At 68.3% G+C, this 18,491-nt stretch carries 16 protein-coding genes; 12 read left to right on the top strand and 4 right to left on the bottom strand.

Annotation, left to right across the window (positions count from 1 at the left end):
- Nucleotides 1-93: 93 nt before the first annotated feature.
- The 4 genes from QE449_RS08895 to QE449_RS08880 all read left to right on the top strand — a co-directional run bounded on the left by QE449_RS08895 (nucleotide 94) and on the right by QE449_RS08880 (nucleotide 3,670).
- Complete coding sequence (locus QE449_RS08895) at nucleotides 94-981, top strand: TIGR01777 family oxidoreductase (protein WP_027505799.1); 888 nt, start codon at nucleotides 94-96, stop codon at nucleotides 979-981.
- A gap of 24 nt (nucleotides 982-1,005) precedes the next feature.
- A complete protein-coding gene (gene lipB / locus QE449_RS08890) occupies nucleotides 1,006-1,773 on the top strand; it encodes a lipoyl(octanoyl) transferase LipB (protein WP_307108667.1) in 768 nt (255 codons plus the stop codon).
- 24 nt (nucleotides 1,774-1,797) lie between these two features.
- Nucleotides 1,798-2,835: a lipoyl synthase gene (gene lipA, locus QE449_RS08885; protein ID WP_027505797.1), complete on the top strand. Its 1,038-nt coding sequence runs from the start codon at nucleotides 1,798-1,800 to the stop codon at nucleotides 2,833-2,835.
- An 82-nt stretch (nucleotides 2,836-2,917) separates the two neighbouring features.
- Nucleotides 2,918-3,670, top strand: coding sequence for a DUF4191 domain-containing protein (locus tag QE449_RS08880; protein ID WP_056445665.1), 753 nt, complete (start codon nucleotides 2,918-2,920; stop codon nucleotides 3,668-3,670).
- A gap of 69 nt (nucleotides 3,671-3,739) precedes the next feature.
- On the opposite strand, the gene QE449_RS08875 is transcribed toward QE449_RS08880, so the two are convergent.
- Nucleotides 3,740-4,213, bottom strand: coding sequence for an RDD family protein (locus tag QE449_RS08875; RefSeq protein WP_027505795.1), 474 nt, complete (start codon nucleotides 4,211-4,213; stop codon nucleotides 3,740-3,742).
- A 226-nt stretch (nucleotides 4,214-4,439) separates the two neighbouring features.
- On the opposite strand from QE449_RS08875, the gene glnA (QE449_RS08870) reads away from it, so the two are divergent.
- The 5 genes from glnA (QE449_RS08870) (at nucleotide 4,440) to QE449_RS08850 (ending at nucleotide 9,746) form a co-directional block, all read left to right on the top strand.
- The gene (glnA, locus tag QE449_RS08870) at nucleotides 4,440-5,876 is read left to right on the top strand and encodes a type I glutamate--ammonia ligase (protein WP_027505794.1); all 1,437 of its coding nucleotides are present in this window, start codon (nucleotides 4,440-4,442) and stop codon (nucleotides 5,874-5,876) included.
- A 238-nt stretch (nucleotides 5,877-6,114) separates the two neighbouring features.
- A complete protein-coding gene (locus QE449_RS08865; protein ID WP_027505793.1) occupies nucleotides 6,115-6,765 on the top strand; it encodes an ABC transporter permease in 651 nt (216 codons plus the stop codon).
- A complete protein-coding gene (locus QE449_RS08860) occupies nucleotides 6,758-7,963 on the top strand; it encodes an ABC transporter ATP-binding protein (RefSeq protein ID WP_056445669.1) in 1,206 nt (401 codons plus the stop codon). Before QE449_RS08865 ends, QE449_RS08860 begins: the two co-directional genes overlap by 8 nt.
- Entirely contained in the window at nucleotides 7,960-8,772 is an 813-nt protein-coding gene (locus tag QE449_RS08855; protein ID WP_373428276.1) for an ABC transporter permease, read from the top strand. The genes QE449_RS08860 and QE449_RS08855 overlap by 4 nt, the downstream gene beginning before the upstream one ends.
- On the top strand, nucleotides 8,772-9,746 hold the full coding sequence (locus tag QE449_RS08850; protein ID WP_027505791.1) for a glycine betaine ABC transporter substrate-binding protein: 975 nt from the start codon (nucleotides 8,772-8,774) through the stop codon (nucleotides 9,744-9,746). Before QE449_RS08855 ends, QE449_RS08850 begins: the two co-directional genes overlap by 1 nt.
- 87 nt (nucleotides 9,747-9,833) lie before the next feature.
- Here QE449_RS08850 and QE449_RS08845 read toward each other — a convergent pair whose 3' ends face one another.
- From QE449_RS08845 to QE449_RS08835, 3 genes are all read right to left on the bottom strand, one after another.
- Nucleotides 9,834-12,848: a bifunctional [glutamine synthetase] adenylyltransferase/[glutamine synthetase]-adenylyl-L-tyrosine phosphorylase gene (locus QE449_RS08845; protein WP_056445676.1), complete on the bottom strand. Its 3,015-nt coding sequence runs from the start codon at nucleotides 12,846-12,848 to the stop codon at nucleotides 9,834-9,836.
- Nucleotides 12,849-13,023: 175 nt separating this feature from the next.
- On the bottom strand, nucleotides 13,024-14,364 hold the full coding sequence (glnA, locus tag QE449_RS08840; RefSeq protein ID WP_027505789.1) for a type I glutamate--ammonia ligase: 1,341 nt from the start codon (nucleotides 14,362-14,364) through the stop codon (nucleotides 13,024-13,026).
- Nucleotides 14,365-14,467: 103 nt separating this feature from the next.
- A complete protein-coding gene (locus QE449_RS08835; RefSeq protein WP_307108666.1) occupies nucleotides 14,468-16,057 on the bottom strand; it encodes an alpha/beta hydrolase in 1,590 nt (529 codons plus the stop codon).
- 134 nt (nucleotides 16,058-16,191) lie between these two features.
- On the opposite strand from QE449_RS08835, the gene panB reads away from it, so the two are divergent.
- The 3 genes from panB (at nucleotide 16,192) to pip (ending at nucleotide 18,482) form a co-directional block, all read left to right on the top strand.
- Entirely contained in the window at nucleotides 16,192-17,028 is an 837-nt protein-coding gene (gene panB / locus QE449_RS08830; protein ID WP_307108665.1) for a 3-methyl-2-oxobutanoate hydroxymethyltransferase, read from the top strand.
- 69 nt (nucleotides 17,029-17,097) lie between these two features.
- Nucleotides 17,098-17,514: a hypothetical protein gene (locus QE449_RS08825; protein ID WP_307108664.1), complete on the top strand. Its 417-nt coding sequence runs from the start codon at nucleotides 17,098-17,100 to the stop codon at nucleotides 17,512-17,514.
- A 2-nt stretch (nucleotides 17,515-17,516) separates the two neighbouring features.
- Entirely contained in the window at nucleotides 17,517-18,482 is a 966-nt protein-coding gene (gene pip, locus QE449_RS08820; protein ID WP_027505785.1) for a prolyl aminopeptidase, read from the top strand.
- Nucleotides 18,483-18,491 lie beyond the last annotated feature (9 nt).

Genomic DNA, 18,491 nt, shown 5'->3' with positions numbered 1-18,491 from the left:
ACCTCCGGGAATCTGTGACCTGTCGAACGAGGGGGCACTCGCTGCACACCGTGCAGTGGGTGCCCCCGTCGCCGTCCCAGGAGGCAGTCACTCGTGCGCATCGTCATCGCAGGTTCGTCCGGACTCATCGGCACGTCGCTCGTGGCGGCGTTGCGCAGCGGAGGGCACGACGTCTTCCGCCTCGTCCGCCGTGCACCCGCGGGACCGGACGAGATCGGCTGGGATCCCACCGCCGGGTCACTCGACCCGGAGGCTCTCCAGGGCGCCGACGCCGTGGTGAACCTGTGCGGTGTCGGGATCGGTGACAAGCGGTGGACCGGTGCGTACAAGCAGGCCGTCCGCGACAGTCGCATCGTCCCCACAGAGGTGATCTCCCGCGCCGTCGTCGAGGCGAAGGTGCCGACGCTCGTCAACGCCAGCGGCATCAACTTCTACGGTGACACCGGCGACACCGTGGTCGACGAGACGGCGCCGGTCGGTACGGGCTTCCTCGCCGAGGTGTGTCGCGACTGGGAGGACGCCACGTCCTTCGCGGCCTCGAACGGCGTCCGGGTGGTGTTCCTGCGCAGCGCTGCCGTCCTGTCCCGGCACGGCGGCATGATGGGCAAGCTCCGCCCGCTGTACCTCTTCGCGCTGGGCGGTCGGCTCGGCAGCGGCCGCCAGTACTTCCCGTGGATCTCACTGACGGACGAGGTCCGGGCGATCGTCTTCACCCTCGAGAATCAGGACATCACCGGACCGGTCAACCTCCAGGGGCCCGCACCGGTGACCAACGCCCAGTTCAACAGCGCCATGTCGCGAGCGGTGCATCGCCCGGCACCGTGGATGGTGCCCGGGTTCGCGATCTCCGCGATCATCGGCGAGTTCGCGAACGAGGCCATCCTGCACAATCCGCGAGCCATCCCCGCGGTGCTCGAGAAGCACGGATTCACGTTCGAGCACAACACCATCGGAGAGGCGCTCGCGGACACCGTCGGCTGACCCGGCGGCGTACTCTTCGATGTCATGATCACCCGCTCCGCCCGCGCCGACTCCCGGCCGATGCTCGTGCGTTCGCTCGGCACGATCGACTACCTCGACGCTCTCGAGATCCAGCGCGAGGTCGCCGGCCGTCGTGCCGAGAACCACGGCGCCGACGAGTTGCTGCTTCTCGAGCATCCCGCCGTCTTCACCGCGGGTCGGCGTACGGCTCCCGAGGATCGGCCGCGCGACGGCACCCCCGTCATCGACGTCGACCGTGGCGGCAAGATCACCTGGCACGGTCCCGGGCAGCTGGTCGGCTATCCCATCGTGCGGCTCGCGGAGCCCGTCGACGTCGTTCGGTACGTCCGGCTGATCGAGGAGGCACTCATCGCCGTGTGCACCGATCTGGGCCTCGAGGTCGGGCGTATCGACGGTCGTTCCGGCGTCTGGCTCGCGGCCGGCGAGGTGCGCGGAGCCCGAAATTCTGGTCCGGGACGGCAGCCCGAACGCAAGGTGGCTGCCATCGGGGTCCGCGTGCAGCGGGGTGTGGCTCTGCACGGCTTCGCCCTGAACTGCAATGCGTCCCTGGAGGGCTTCGGCACCATCGTTCCGTGCGGTATCGCGGACGCCGGCGTCACCACACTGTCGGACGAACTCGGCCGCGACGTGACCGTCGACGAGGTCACTCCGGCGGTCACGCAGCGCATCCTGGACGCACTCGACGGTGCCCTGCCGTTGGCGGTGCACGATCTGGACAGAACGCCCGTCGCACCCACGCCACGCTTCACCACGGTGAACTTCGGCGGATGACCCCCCGCGAGTAGCATCGATGCGGTGACCGTCGCACCCGAGAACTCTCCTGCACAAGCTCCGAACGGACGCAAGCTTCTCCGCCTCGAGATCCGAAACGCGGAGACCCCGATCGAACGCAAACCGTCGTGGATCAAGACCCGCGCGAAGATGGGCCCCGAGTACTCCGAACTCAAGGGACTCGTCAAGCGCGAGGGACTGCACACGGTGTGCGAAGAGGCCGGGTGTCCCAACATCTACGAATGCTGGGAAGACCGCGAAGCCACGTTCCTCATCGGCGGTGAGCAGTGCACCCGTCGCTGCGACTTCTGCCAGATCGACACCGGCAAACCTGCCGACCTCGATCGGGACGAGCCGCGCCGCGTGGCCGAGTCGGTGCAGGCGATGGGTCTGCGCTACTCCACCATCACGGGTGTCGCCCGCGACGATCTCGAAGACGGCGGCGCCTGGCTGTACGCCGAGACCGTCCGTGAGATCAAGCGCCTCAACCCCAACACCGGTGTCGAGCTGCTGATCCCCGACTTCAACGCCGACCCCGACCAACTGGCCGAGGTCTTCTCCTCGCGCCCCGAGGTGCTCGCGCACAACGTGGAGACGGTGCCGCGCATCTTCAAGCGCATCCGTCCCGCGTTCCGCTACCAGCGCAGCCTCGACGTCATCACCGCGGCGCGAGACGCCGGCCTGGTGACCAAGTCGAACCTGATCCTGGGCATGGGCGAGACCTACGAGGAAGTCACGCAGGCGATGCAGGACCTGCACGACGCCGGCTGCGACATCCTCACCATCACCCAGTACCTGCGCCCGTCGCCGCGGCACCATCCGGTCGACCGGTGGGCCAAGCCGGAGGAGTTCGTCGAGCACTCCAAGGCCGCCGAGGCCATGGGCTACGCCGGCGTCCTCGCCGGTCCCCTGGTCCGCTCCTCGTACCGCGCGGGTCGCCTCTACGCGCAGGCCATGGCTCACCACGGCCGTGCGATCTCCGAGAACATGTCCCACCTCGAGCACGGCGGCGAGGCGTCCCAGGAAGCCAGCTCGCTGATGGCGCGCCTGGCAGCCCGCTGACCCCACACCCCCAGCGACACCACGCGGCCCGCCGTCCTACCGGATGGCGGGTCGCGCTGCGTCTGCGCCTATCCTGGGAGCCATGGCGAACGGCGGTACAGCAGGCAAGGGCAAGGCCTCGAAAGAGGCGAAGGCCGCGGCGAAGGCAGCACGCAAGCAGGCGTCGAAGGAACGGCGCTCCCAGTTGTGGCAGGCCTTCCAGATGCAGCGCAAGGAGGACAAGCTCCTCCTGCCGCTGATGATCGGATCGGTCGTCGGTATGGCGGTGCTGTTCTTCCTGATCGGGCTGATCTTCGGGATCGAGTGGCTCCTGCTGCCGTTCGGGCTCCTCATCGGTGTGCTCATCGCGTTCGTGATCTTCGGTCGCCGCGTGCAGAAGTCGGTGTACGGCAAGGCCGAGGGCCAGGCCGGCGCCGCCGCGTGGGCACTGGACAACCTGCAGGGCGGGTGGCGTGTCAAGACCGCCATCGCCGGCACCACGCAGCTGGACGCCGTGCACCGCGTCATCGGTCGTCCCGGCGTCATCCTGGTGGCCGAGGGCGCACCGCAGCGCGTGAAGGCACTGCTGGCGCAGGAGAAGAAGAAGACCGCACGCCTCGTCGGCGACACCCCGATCTACGACGTCGTCGTCGGCAACGACGAGGGCCAGGTGCCGCTCTCGCAGCTGCAGAAGTACCTGACCAAGCTGCCGAAGAACATCGACAGCAAGCGCATGGAGACCATCGAGTCACGGCTCTCGGCGCTGGGCGCCCGCGGTGGCCCGGCACTCCCCAAGGGACCGATGCCGGGCGGCGCGAAGATGAAGGGTGTGCAGCGCACCATCAAGCGTCGCTAGTGGCCTCCGGCCCCGTGCGCCTTGTGCGTGTCCAGGGATGCGCAAAGGGCGCACGAGGGGTGAGCCCCACTACCGGGACATGAGGAGTGCGGTGCCCGTCGCGCGGTCGTGCATGCCGCGGCTGTCGATGTCGGTGATGACGGCGGGCACCACGAAGGCGATGAAGACCTGACGCACCAGCGCGCGCACGACTCCCACGCGGCCCGGAGCGTCGATGCGCGCCACCTGCATGCCCATGCAGAACTGACCGGGCGTGAAGGAGAACAAGCTCACGGACACGAATCCGAGCAGGAACCACACTCCCAGGGTCAGGGTCGACAGGTTGCCCCCGGCGACACTGCCGCCGAGGAACAGCGCGGACACACCCATCGACATCAGCCAGTCGATGGCCAACGCCGCGACACGCCTCGGTGTCGGCGCGAGCGAACCCGGCCCCACCTTGGGAAGTCCCAGGTACTCGCCCTGGTAGGCCTGCTGCTCGTGGTCACCGTCGGGCAGCGCGGCGGCGGGGCCCGAGAGCCACGATCCGGTCATCCGTGCCATGAGTGTTCTCCATACTGGTGTGAGTGCGGGGCCATTGCTCCAGGATAGGTGTCGCCCCGGCGGGAGGGTCTTCCCACCAGCCACCAGCTGCGACGACGGGACGCGTAACACCGACGAAACACGGACTTGACGGTGAGGCAACACCACTTCCCTACCGTCGGCGTGGCGCAGCTGCCGCACTCACACAGACGTCGCGGACCAGCACTCGACAAGAAGGAGTTCCAGCGTGGATTTCACCACGGCCGAAGAGGTCATCAAGTACATAGCGGATGAGAGCGTCGAGTACGTCGACATCCGTTTCACCGATCTCCCGGGTATCCAGCAGCACTTCTCGATCGCGGCGAAGGCGTTCACCAAGGACACCCTCGAAGACGGTCTCGCGTTCGATGGCTCGTCCGTGCGTGGCTTCCAGTCGATCCACGAGTCGGACATGATGCTGCTGCCCGACTACGGCACCGCTCAGATCGACCCGTTCCGTCACGCCAAGACGCTGAACATGGACTTCTTCGTCCACGATCCGTACACCCGCGAGTCCTACAGCCGCGACCCCCGCAACGTCGCGCGCAAGGCCGAGGAGTACCTCGCCAGCACCGGCATCGCCGACACCGCGTTCTTCGGTCCCGAGGCCGAGTTCTACATCTTCGACTCGGTGCGCTACGACTCCCAGATGAACGGCGCGTTCTACGAGCTCGACTCGAGCTCCGGCGCCTGGAACACCGGCGCCGAGACCGAGGCCGACGGGTCCCCCAACCTCGGCTACAAGGTCCGCCCGAAGGGCGGCTACTTCCCCGTCGCGCCGTACGACCACTACGTCGACATCCGCGACGCCATCTCCACCAACCTGCAGAACGCGGGCTTCGAGCTCGAGCGCGGCCACCACGAGGTCGGCACCGGCGGTCAGCAGGAGATCAACTACAAGTTCAACACCATGCTGCGTGCAGCCGACGACCTGCAGCTGTTCAAGTACATCGTCAAGAACACCTGCTGGCAGCACGGCAAGTCCGCGACCTTCATGCCGAAGCCGCTCTTCGGTGACAACGGCTCGGGCATGCACGTCCACCAGTCGCTCTGGAAGGACGGCAAGCCGCTCTTCTACGACGAGAAGGGCTACGCGGGTCTGTCGGATCTCGCTCGTCACTACATCGGCGGCATCCTGCACCACGCGCCGTCGCTGCTGGCGTTCACGAACCCGACGATCAACTCGTACCACCGCCTGGTGCCGGGCTACGAGGCCCCCATCAACCTGGTGTACTCGGGCCGTAACCGCTCGGCCGCCGTCCGTATCCCCACCACGGGCAACAACCCGAAGGCCAAGCGTCTCGAGTTCCGCGCGCCCGACGCGTCCGGTAACCCGTACCTGTCGTTCGCCGCGCAGATGATGGCCGGCCTGGACGGCATCAAGAACAAGATCGAGCCACTCGCTCCCGTCGACAAGGACCTCTACGAGCTCCCGCCCGAGGAAGCGAAGAACATCCCGCAGGCACCCACCTCGCTGCCTGCCGTGATCGACCGCCTCGAGGCCGACCACGAGTACCTCACCGCCGGTGGCGTCTTCACCACCGACCTGATCGAGACCTGGATCTCGCTCAAGCGTGAGAACGAGATCGCGCCGGTGAACCTCCGCCCGCATCCGTACGAGTTCCAGCTGTACTACGACTGCTGAGTCACGCTCCACCACGTCGAGCCCGCTCCGGACCCTGTCCGGCGCGGGCTCGCGTCGTTTCCGGGACGATTCGGGAACGATGCGGACACGACTCGACCGAAAGCTGGATTGAACTCCGCACTTTCGGGGTAGACACGGGTGTCCGCTGTGTTCCGGGTGACGATCCACCCGGCCGCCGGACGTCGTGGCACCACCACAGTCGCGTCTCTCCTGTCGCCGAGCGAAGGATCTGCACCTGATGGATGCTCTGTGGGACTTCATCGTCGGCCGCCGAAGGCAGCTCGCGATCGATTCCTATCTTCACGTCTCCGCCGTCGTCCAGTGTGTCGTCATCGCGACCATCCTGGGTGTCGCCATCGGAGTTCTCGTCTACCGCAGTCCCGCCGGCTCCGCCGTCGCCACCGCTCTCGCGAGCACGGTGCTCACCATCCCGTCGTTCGCGCTGCTGGGACTGCTGATTCCCATTCTCGGTCTCGGCGTCAAGCCGACCGTCACCGCGCTGGTGCTGTACTCGTTGCTGCCGATCATCCGGAACACGGTGGTCGGACTCGACGCGGTGAATCCGGCGGTCAGCGATGCGGCACGCGGTATCGGCATGAGCCGAGCCACCGTGTTGCGTCGCATCGAGATTCCTCTCGCGTGGCCGTCGATTCTCACCGGGATGCGCGTCAGCACCCAGATGGCGATGGGCATTCTCGCCATCGCCGCGTACGCCAAGGGCCCCGGCCTCGGCAATCTCCTGTTCTCCGGCCTCGCCCGCGTCGGCAGCCCCACCGCAGTTCCCCAGGCCCTCACCGGCACCGTCCTGATCGTCATCCTGGCGCTGATCCTCGACGGGATCTACGTCCTGATCGGCAAACTCACCACCTCGAGGGGTATCCGTGACTGACACGACTCGCACCACCACCGGAGCAGAGATCGTCCTCGAGGACGTGACGAAGTCCTACCCCAACCAGAAGGCCGCCGCGGTCGACCACGTGTCGCTCACCATCCCCGCGGGTGAGGTCGTCGTGTTGGTGGGACCGTCGGGCTGCGGCAAGACGACGACGATGCGGATGATCAACCGCCTCATCGAGCCCACGTCCGGACGGATCACGATCGGCGGCAAGGACGCGCTGTCCATCGATCCGAACGAGCTGCGACGCACCATCGGCTACTCGATCCAGCAGGCCGGCCTGTTTCCGCACATGACGATCGCGCAGAACGTCGGCATGGTCCCCGGGCTCATCGGGTGGAACAAGAAGAAGATCTCCGACCGCACCGACGAGATGCTCGATCTGGTCGGACTCGATCCGGGCCAGTACCGCGAGCGCTACCCGCGCCAGCTCTCCGGTGGGCAGCAGCAGCGCGTGGGTGTGGCCCGCGCTCTGGCGGCCGACCCCCCGGTGCTGTTGATGGACGAGCCGTTCGGTGCCGTCGACCCCATCACCCGCGGCCTCCTGCAGGACGAGCTGATGCGCCTGCAGGCCGAGCTGGGCAAGACCATCGTCTTCGTGACACACGACTTCGACGAGGCCGTCAAGCTGGGCGACCGGATCGCCGTCCTGGGCAACCAGTCCCGCATCCTGCAGTACGACACCCCCGAGGCCGTGCTGGCCAATCCCGCCGACGAGACGGTGGCCGGCTTCGTCGGCGCCGGTGCGGCTCTCAAGCAGCTCACCCTCATGCGTGTGCGCGACATCGAGCTCAGCGATGTTCCCGCCTTCGGTGAGGACGAGCCGGTCGAGACGATGAACCGGGCGCTCGGCACCGATCCGGAGGCGTGGGGCCTCATCCTCGACTCCCGGAAGCGGCCCATCCGGTGGACCGACCGTCGTCACCTCGCCGGCGTGGGCAGCCTCCGCGACGTCGGTGTGCCGATCGGTGAGCTCGTGTCGATCCAGTCCACGCTGCAGGACGCGCTCGAGGCCCTGCTCGCCGAGGGCAACGCGACGGCGACCGTGACGGGCAAGCGCGGCGAGTACGTCGGCACCGTCACCATCGAGGCACTGATCGACACCATCAAGACCATCCGTTCGCAGCACGCGCACGACCACGACGACGTGGTCGACGCGGGCGCGGCGTCCGTCTCGGGCGCGTCGTCGTGACGGCGTCGGTCGAGGCGTCCGTCGTCGACGATCCCTCCGACGCCGAGGGCGATGCGAAGTCCGCGGCCAGGGCAGCCCGGCGAGCCGAACGGATCCGTCTGGTCGTCCAGCCCGCACTGGTTCTCGTCCTCGTGGTGGTCACGCTGGTCTACGCCCTCACGCGTGATCTCACGGCGACGCAGGCGGCGACGATCAACGTCGCCACGATTTCCCAGCGCGTTCTGGAGCACGTCCTGATCACGTTCGTCGTGACGGCACTCGTCGTGCTGATCGCGGTGCCCCTCGGAATCATCCTCACTCGCAACGGCTATCGACGGCTCGCTCCCGTCTTCATCGGTATCGCGAACATCGGTCAAGCAGCGCCTGCCGTCGGCCTGCTCGTCCTGTTGTTCCTCGCGACCGGCAGCACCGGGTTCTGGGTCGGTGTCCTGCCCATCGCGTTCTACTCGCTGCTCCCGGTGCTGCGGAACACCATGCTGGGGTTCCAGCAGGTGGACGCCAGTTACATCGATGCCGCACGCGGACAGGGCATGTCGGGCTCCGGCATCCTGTGGCGCATCGAGTTCCCACTCGCGGTGCCGTACATCCTCGCCGGCCTGCGCACCTCTCTCGTGCTGGCGGTCGGTACCGCCACGCTGAGCTTCCTCGTCGGCGCCGGCGGCCTCGGCGTGCTCATCGACACCGGGTACAAGCTCAATCAGCCGCTCATCCTCGTCGTGGGCGCCGTGCTCGCGGTGGCGTTGGCGTTGCTCGTCGACTGGTTGGGCGCTCTCGCCGAGGCCTTCCTCGGACCGAAAGGACTGCGCTGATGCGCCGTACCCTGATCGCACTGTGCGCGGTCTCCACCCTCGCCCTCACCAGCTGCGGGCTGCAGTCCGGCAGCGCGGTGCCCCTGGCCGTCGAACCCGGAAGCATCACGGCGCAGCCGGGTCTCGAAGGTGCCGAGCTCACCGTCGGTTCCAAGGACTTCACCGAGCAGATCATCCTCGGCTACATCCTGGAGTTCGCGCTCGAGGCGGCGGGGGCGAACGTCCGCGACCTGACCAACATCTCGGGATCCAACAGCACGCGGCAGGCCATGATCAGCGGCCAGGTCGACGTCACCTACGAGTACACCGGCACCGGCTGGATCAACTACCTCGGCAACGAGACTCCCATTCCCGACGCGACAGAGCAGTACGACGCGGTGCGCGACGCGGACAAGGCGAACGGCATCGTCTGGGTCAACCCGGCGCCGATGGACAACACGTACGCACTCGCGATGAACCAGCAGACGGCGCAGGAGACCGGCGTGAAGACGCTGTCCGACTACGCCGCCCTGGTGCAGCGTGATCCCGCCGCCGCGGCGGTGTGCGTGGAGACCGAGTTCAACTCCCGCCAGGACGGTTTCCCCGGCATGGCGGCGGCGTACGGCTTCGACGCGAACGCGGTGAACCGCCAGATCCTGCAGACGGGCATCATCTATCAGGCGACGGCGGACGGCTCGCAGTGCAAGTTCGGCGAGGTGTTCACCACCGACGGCCGCATCAAGGGCCTCGACCTGGTGGTCGTCGAGGACGACAAGCTGTTCTTCCCGCGCTACAACGCGACGGTGAACCTGCGTCAGGAGATCGCCGACCGCTACCCGGAGATCGCGGAGATCACCGCGCCGGTGTCCGCGGCGCTCACCATCGACGCCATCACCGAGCTGAACAAGCAGGTCGACGTCGACGGCCGGGAACCCGCCGAGGTGGCGCGTGACTGGATGGTGCAGCAGGGTTTCGTCACCGCCGGGGCCGACTGACACCGAGGTACACCTACTGCACAGAAGACGACCCCGCCCGGCACAGTCGGCCGAGCGGGGTCGTTCTCTGTGCAGAACCGGTACGGGTCAGGAACCGAACGCGCGTTCCACCACCGCCTTGGCCCGACGGGTGACACGCAGGTAGTTGTCGAGGAACTCCCCCGCGTCGCCACTGGGCCAGCCGGCCACCTGCGCGACGGCCGACAGCACCTTGCCGGGAGCCGGCAACTGATCGGTCGGCTTGCCGCGCACCAGGACCAGCGCGTTACGGGCCTTCGTGGCCGTGAGCCACGCCTGGCGCAGGAGGTCGACGTCGCCCGGGCTCATGAGCTCCGCGGCGCCGATCGCGTCGAGGCACTCCAGGGTCGACGTGTTGTGCAGCGCCGGAATGCGGTGGGCGTGACGCAGTTGCAGCAACTGCACGGTCCACTCGACGTCGGCCAGTCCCCCGCGCCCCAGCTTGGTGTGCGTCTTCGGGTCGGCTCCCTTGGGCAGTCGCTCCGCGTCGACCCGGGCCTTGATGCGCCGGATCTCGCGGACGGCGTCCTCGGAGACTCCGCCCTCGGGGTACCGGATGCGGTCGGCCATGAGCAGGAACCGGATTCCCAGGTCCTGATCGCCGGCGACCTGGTGGGCGCGGAGCAGGGCCTGCACCTCCCACGGCTGCGCCCACTGCGAGTAGTACGCGTCGTAGGCCGAGAGTGTGCGCACGACAGGCCCGTTGCGCCCCTCGGGACGCAGTCCGGTGTCCACCTCCAGCGGCGGGTCCTGGCTCGGCGAACCCAGGAGCTTGCGGACACGATCGGCGATGGCGTTGGCCCACTTGACGGCGTCGCTGTCGTCGGCGCCCTCGGCCGGCTCGCACACGAACAACACGTCGGCGTCGGACCCGTAGCCCAATTCACCACCACCGAGTCGACCCATGCCGATGATGGCGATCGACGCGGGAGCGGTGCCGCCGCGCTCGGCGACGGACGCACGGACCGCCGCGTCCAGGGCGGCGTTGATGACCGCTGCCCACACCGAGGACAGCGCCCGGCACACCTCGGGGACCTCGAGCAGTCCGAGGATGTCCGCCGAGGCGACCCGCGCCAGTTCGTAGCGACGCAGGGACCGCGCCGCCGCGACCGCGCGTACCGGATCGTCGTAGCGCGCAGAGGACTTCAGGATGGCGCCGTACGTCTCGGTGGGATCGACGTCGAGCAGTTTGGGGCCGGTCGATCCGTCGGCGAAGAGCCGGATGACCTCCGGCGCGTTGACCAACACACCGCGCAGGTACTCCGACGACCCGAGCACCTGCATCAGGCGCTGCGCCACCGGACCCTCGTCGCGGACCAGCCGCAGGAACCAGGACTGCTCGGCGACCTCCTCGGACAGCCGTCGGTAGGCCAGCAGGCCCGCATCGGGATCCGGTGTGTCGCCCAGCCATTCGAGCAGCGTCGGCAGCAGCAGCGACTGGATGCGACCCTTGCGCGCACCCATGCCGACGAGTGCGCTCAGGTGCCCGAGCGCGTTCTGCGGAGCCGAGTAGCCGAGCGCCGAGAGCTGCCGGATCGCGGAATCCGAACTCAGGCGCAGCGAGTCGCTGTCCAGCCGGGCCACCGATTCGAGCAGAGGGCGATAGAACAGCCGAGCGTGCAATCGCCGGATCCGCTGCGCGTTGCGACGGATCTCCTGGCGCAGAACGCCGGTCGCGTCGTGGTTGCCGTCGGGACGCATGTGGGCGGCGCGGGCGAGCCACCGCATCGCCTCGTCGTCGTCGTCCGGCGGCAGGAGGTGCGTGCGCTGCAGCTTCTGCAGCTGCAGCCGGTGCTCGATGAGGCGGAGGAACTCGTAGGACGCGGTGAGGTTGGCCGCGTCGTCACGCCCGATGTAGCCGCCGGTGGCGAGAGCGGACAGCGCGGCGACGGTACCGCGTTCGTGGAGGGAGTCGTCGGCTCGTCCGTGCACGAGTTGCAGCAACTGGACGGCGAACTCGACGTCACGCAGGCTGCCGCGCCCCAGCTTGATCTCGCGCTCGCGCAGCTCGGCCGGCACCATCTCCTCGACGCGGCGGCGCATCGCCTGCACCTCGGGGACGAAGTCCTCGCGCTCACTGGCCACCCACACCATCGGCGTCACCGCGTCGACGTAGGCCTGGCCCAGCTCGGCGTCACCGGTCATGGCGCGCGCCTTGAGCAACGCCTGGAACTCCCAGGTCTTCGCCCACCGCTGGTAGTACGCCAGGTGCGAGTCGAGAGTGCGGACCAGTTCGCCCTGCTTGCCCTCGGGACGCAGTGCGGCGTCGACCTCGAAGAAGGCGGACGAGCCGATGCGCATCATCTCGCCGGCCATGCGGGTGGCGAGGGAGTTGGAGGGTTCGGCGACGAAGACGACATCGACGTCGCTCACGTAGTTCAGTTCCTGCGCACCGCACTTGCCCATCGCGATGACCGCGAGTCGGACCGAGCAGGGCCCGTCGGGGAACGTGACGGTGACGGCCACCGACAGTGCCGCGGTGAGCGCCGCGTCCGCCAGATCGGACAGCTGACGACCGACCACCTCGTAGGGCACGACGGGCTCGTTCTCCACGGTCGCCGCGAGATCGGCGGCGGCCAGGATCATGAGGTGGTCGCGGTACGCCGTACGCAGCGCGATGATGGCCTTGGGTCCGGTCAGCTCGGCCCGGAACACCTGACCGAGGGCGTCGTCGCCCGTCTCCGCGACGGCACCGACGCTCGCGAGCATCGAGTCGCGCAGCTCGTCGGCCGTGGGCAACGACTCCGTGCAGGTGGTGAGCAGGCGCCACTTCTCCGGCTCGGACACCAGGTGGTCACCGAGAGCGCTGGACGATCCGGCGAGAGCGAACATGCGGCCGCGCAGACTCTTGTCGGTGCGCAGGCGGGCGTCGAGGTCGGACCAGTTGTCACCGAGATCCTCGGCGAGGCGCGCGAGAGTGCGCAGCGCGAGATCGGCGTCGGGCGAGCGCGACAGCGACCACAGCAGCTCGGTGCTGTCCTCGTCGGTCCAGCCCAGCAGCGACAGGTTCGCCGGGGCCGACGCCTCGACGAGACCGAGCCGTCCGGGGCTGGGCACGGTGGAACGGGAACTGGGCGGAATCACGGGCGAGCCTCCACCACGGTGTACGAGTCGACCGCCGGGTCGGCGTCAGCGAACGTCGGGTGGACGAACCGCGGGTCGACGAATCTCGGGACGGTGGTGCATTCCGACATGTTCATGGCGTGTCGACGTTACTCGACAGCCCCGTCCACTCGACAATCGCGCAGTCTCGCCGGCCCTACAGACCCAGGTAGGTCTTGAGCTCGAACGGCGTCACGTGCGAACGGTACGACTCCCACTCACGACGCTTGTTGCGCAGGAAGTAGTCGAAGACGTGCTCGCCGAGCGCCTCGGCCACCAGCTCGGAGCCCTCCATGGCGGCGAGCGCCTCGTTGAGGCTGCTGGGCAGCTCCCGGTAGCCCATGGCGCGGCGTTCGGCGGAGGTCAACGACCACACGTCCTCCTCGGCCTCGGGCGGCAGCGTGTACCCCTTCTCCACCCCGCGCAGTCCGGCCGCGAGCAGCACGGCGAAGGTGAGGTACGGGTTGCACGCCGAGTCGGGGCTGCGGATCTCGACGCGACGAGAGGACGCCTTGTTCGGCGTGTACATCGGAACGCGTACCAGCGCAGAGCGATTCGACGGACCCCAGGACGCGGCCGTGGGGGCCTCGCCGCCGTGGATCAGACGCTTGTAGGAGTTGACCCACTGGTTGGTGACCGCGCTGATCTCGTTGGCGTGCTCGAGGATGCCCGCGATGAAGGCTTTGCCGGTCTCGGACAACTGCATGGGGTCGTCCGGATTGTGGAAGGCGTTGGTCTCACCCTCGAACAGGCTCATGTGCGTGTGCATGGCCGAGCCGGCCTGATCGCTGAAGGGCTTGGGCATAAACGTCGCGCGCACGCCCTCGTCGATCGCGACCTCCTTGACGAGGTAGCGGAAGGTCATCACGTTGTCGGCCATGGACAGGGCGTCGGCGTAGCGCAGGTCGATCTCCTGCTGACCGGGCGCGGCCTCGTGGTGGCTGAACTCCACCGAGATGCCCATGGACTCGAGGGCATCGATGGCGTGGCGCCGGAAGTTCGGCGCCTCGTCGTGGACGGCCTGGTCGAAGTAGCCGCCGTTGTCCGCGGGGACGGGGGGCCGACCGTCGTCGGGCAGTTCCTTGCACAGGAAGAACTCGATCTCGGGATGCACGTAGCAGCTGAATCCGAGGTCCGCGGCCTTGGAGAGCTGTCGACGCAGCACGTGCCGGGAATCGGCCCAGGACGGCGACCCGTCGGGCATCGCGATGTCGCAGAACATGCGGGCGGAGTGCTGCTCGCCCTTGCTGGTGGTCCAGGGCAGGATCTGGAACGTCGTGGGGTCGGGCTTGGCCACGGTGTCGGCCTCGGAGACTCGTGAGAAGCCCTCGATCGCCGAGCCGTCGAAGCCGATGCCCTCCTCGAACGCGCCCTCGAGTTCGGCCGGAGCGATGGCCACGGACTTGAGGTAGCCGAGCACGTCCGTGAACCACAGACGGACGAACCGGATGTCGCGCTCCTCCAGAGTGCGAAGCACGAATTCCTTTTGGCGATCCATGACCGTCAGGCTAGGCACGTTGCATTAAATCCGTGTTACATCGTGAAACCGGTCGCACTTTCTGGACCTCACAGCGCGGTGGCGACGACTGTGAGGTCACGACTCAGCAGCGCAGACCTGCTGGTGGAGGCGTCAGGCCGACGAGGTAGGCGGACACGGCGTCGTCGATGCAGGCGATCCCGGCAAACGAGGCGGTGTGCTGATTCCCCTCGTAGGTGACCAGCGACGAGCCCAGCTGCGCGGCCAGAGCGACGCCGGCCTCGTACGGGGTGGCGGGATCGTCGGTGGTCGAGACCACCACGGTCGGTGCGAGTCCCGGTATCGAGATCGGCCCCGGGTCGGCCGCCGAGGGGACCGGCCAGAAGGCGCACGGCTCGAGCGGCGCGGTGCCGTTGCCCCGGCCGTCGTCCAGGAACGGCGCGGCGGCGCGGAACCGGGCGTCGAGCGCGCCCTCCTCCGCCCGGTCGGTCACCCGCGGATCGTCGACGCACCGCACGGCGGTGAACGCGTCGTTGGTATTGCTGTACGTGCCGTCGCTCAGGCGCCCGTTGTAGAGATCGGCGAGCGAGAGCAGGATGTCGCCCTGACCGTTCTCCAGCTGAGTCAGTCCGCGCCGCAACGGTCCCCACAGTTCAGTGCTGTAGAGCGCCTGCTGCACTCCGGTCACGGCGTCGTCGTAGCTCAGCGAGCGGGCACCCTCCGGCCCGGTGAGCTCGGTGCTCGCGGGCCGGTCCACCAACGGATCGACCAGGGCCCGGAAGGAACCCACGGCTCCCGCCGGGTCGGTACCGAGTGGACAGTCGGACCGTCCCGCGCAGTCGGCCGCGAAGGCGTCGAACACCGACTGGAAGCCTGCGCCCTGGGCGACCACCTCGTCGGCCGCGTTCGCAGCGGGGTCGAGAGCGCCGTCGAGCACCATCGCGCGCACGTTCTCGGGGAAGAGTTCGGCGTAGGTGTAGCCCAGCCGCGTCCCGTACGAAAATCCGAGATACGTCAGCTGATCGTCGCCGAGCACCGACCGGACGACGTCCATGTCCCGCGCGACGTCGGCCGACGTGAGGTGTTCGAGCAACACCGGATCGTTGCGCTCGGCGCACCGCGCGGCGTAGTCCTGATTCTCCTTCTCGGTCTCGGTGATGCCGGCGGGCGAGGTGTCCACGTCGTTGTCCGCACGCTCGGCGTCGAACTCCCGCGGAGTGTCGCAGCGCACCGCCGGCACCGACGCACCGATGCCCCGAGGGTCGAATCCGATGACGTCGAAGGACGATTCGACGGCGGTACCCCGCGCCACCGTCGCAGTCGAGAGGCCCGACGCGCCGGGTCCGCCGGGATTGACGAGCATCGAGCCCACCTTCTCCCCCGTCGCCGCCGACCGGGACAGCGCCAGTGAGGCGGTGGGCCCGGCGGGATCGTCGTAGTCGATCGGCACGGTCACCCGGCCGCACTGCAGGCTCGGGTCCAGCTCGGATCCGTCGGTCACGAATCCCTCGCACGATCTCCACGTGACACGCTGCGCCCGAAAGGCGTCCAGCGTCGACGGTTGATCGGCACGCGTCTCCGTCGTCGTGACGGGCACGGACCCACCCTCGTCGTCGGTGGGAGTACCGCCGACATCGGAGCCGCACGCCGCGGCCAGCACTGCGAGAACCGAGAGGGAGACGGCGAGACGGACGGACGCGCGACGGGAGGACACCTCTCGATGGTGGCACGGCGTGGTGTGTGACCAAGCGCACTCGTGCCGCGGAACCCGGCGGTGGCAGACTGAACGCGTCATCACCTCTACCCGGGGACCCGCCGAGCGGGCCTCGAGGACGAAAGGGACGCTCGATGTCTGCTGCTGAGACCCCGCTGTACGGATCCGCACCCACGGGCCGCAAGACCCGCACCCACCACCTGCAGGCGATGAAGGCCTCCGGCGACCGCTGGAGCATGCTCACCGCCTACGACTACTCGAGCGCGCGCATCTTCGAGGAGGCCGGCATCCCTGTCCTGCTCGTGGGCGACTCGGCCGCCAACGTCGTCTACGGCTACGACACCACGGTGCACATCGACATCGCGGAGCTCATCCCCCTGGTCCGCGGCGTGGTCCGCGGCGCCCCCAATGCACTCGTGGTCGCCGACCTGCCGTTCGGCACCTACGAGATCTCTCCGCAGCAGGCCGTCGAGACCGCTGTCCGCTTCATGCGCGAGGGCCAGGCCAACGCGGTCAAGCTCGAGGGCGGCGAGCGTGTCGCCCCGCAGATCGCCGCCATCACCGCCGCCGGTATCCCCGTGATGGCGCACATCGGCTTCACCCCGCAGAGCGTCAACGGCCTCGGTGGTTTTCGCGTGCAGGGCCGCGGCGACGCGTCCGAGCAGCTCGTGGCCGACGCCATCGCCGTCCAGGAGGCCGGCGCCTTCGCCGTCGTCATGGAGATGGTGCCCGCCGATCTCGCCGGCCAGGTGACGCGCAAGCTGACGATCCCCACCGTCGGCATCGGTGCCGGTCCGGAGTGCGACGCCCAGGTTCTCGTCTGGCAGGACATGGCCGGTTTCACCAGCGGTCGCACCGCCAAGTTCGTCAAGCGTTTCGGCGACGTCGGCGACCAGCTGCGCGCCGCGGCGTCGAACTACGCCGCCGAGGTGCGGTCGGGGGCCTTCCCCGCGCAGGAGCACAGCTTCTAGGACTGCGACCCCGGGCGAGCGACGCGGGCGAGCCGGTCGGGGAAGCACCCGGGTGGCACACTCGGGGCCATGATGATGCGACATGGACTCGCCGCGGCGGGTGTTCTGGCAGCAGCGACCGTGACCCTGACGTCGTGCGCAGGCGGGACGGACACCACCACTGCGTCGACGACGACGGCCGCTCCCACGACGACCACGTCGGCGGCTGCGGCCACCCCGACGGTGTCCGAGGATTCGGCTCAGTCGCTGTGCACCGACCTCGAGGCACAGCTGTCGAACTGGCGCGTGCAGGGCCCGACCGTGGGCCGCGGCGGCCTGAACATCCTGGTGCAGACGTGGGCGGCACGCTACGGACTGAACGCCGCGGTGATCCAGAACCGCGGGATCGTCGACACGGCCGCGACCGACGCGTGCTCGGACGTCCGGAGCCAGGTCGTCGACATCCTCGAGATTCCCGATCTCGCGTCGGGCCTCGTGGGGCTGTGACGATGACGGCGCGCCGGTCCCTCTACCCCGAACTCGACCCGCACGACTCGGGGATGCTCGACGTCGGCGACGGGCAGCACCTCCACTTCGAGGTCAGCGGCAACCCCGACGGCACTCCGGTGGTGTTCGTGCACGGCGGACCGGGCGGCGGCACGGGTCCCGATCAGCGTCGCTACTTCGATCCCGAGGCCTACCGGATCGTGCTGTTCGACCAGCGCGGGTGCGGTCGGTCCACGCCGCACGTCGCCGACGGCGCCGATCTCTCCGTCAACACCACCGGACACTCCATCGCCGACATGGAGGTCCTGCGTGAGCATCTCGGCATCGACACGTGGTCGGTGTTCGGCGGGTCGTGGGGATCGACGTTGTCGCTCGCGTACGCCCAGGCGCACCCGCACCGCGTCACGTCACTGGTGCTGCGCGGCATCTTCCTGCTGCGTGAGTCGGAGATCGACTGGTACTACCGCGGCGGCGCGGGACACCTCTTCCCAGAACTGTGGGAGAAGTTTCTCGCCCCGATCCCGGCGGCGGAGCGCGACGGCGACCCCGTGGAGATCTACCACCGACTCCTTCACTCGTCCGACCCGGAGACCGCGCTGAACGCGGCGGTCGCGTGGTCCACGTGGGAGGGCGCCACCAGCACCCTGCTCCCGAAACCGGAACGCGTGGAGCAGAACTCCGAGGCACGGTTCGCACTCGCGTTCTCGCGCATCGAGAATCACTACTTCGTGCACCAGGGGTTCCTGGAACAGAATCAGTTGCTGGCGAACATGGACTCCATCGCCCACATCCCCGGTGTCATCGTGCAGGGCCGTTACGACGTGGTGTGCCCGGCCACGAGCGCCTGGGATCTGCATCGATCCTGGCCGTCGTCGACACTCCACATCGTCGACGACGCCGGGCACTCCGCCGCGGAACCGGGAATCATCCATCACCTCGTCGAAGCGACGGACTCCTTCCGCCGCTGACGAACCGGC

It is taken from the genome of Rhodococcus sp. SORGH_AS_0303 (assembly GCF_030819335.1).
Lineage (GTDB): Bacteria > Actinomycetota > Actinomycetes > Mycobacteriales > Mycobacteriaceae > Rhodococcoides.
This window is presented reverse-complemented; position numbering and strand designations above follow the sequence as displayed.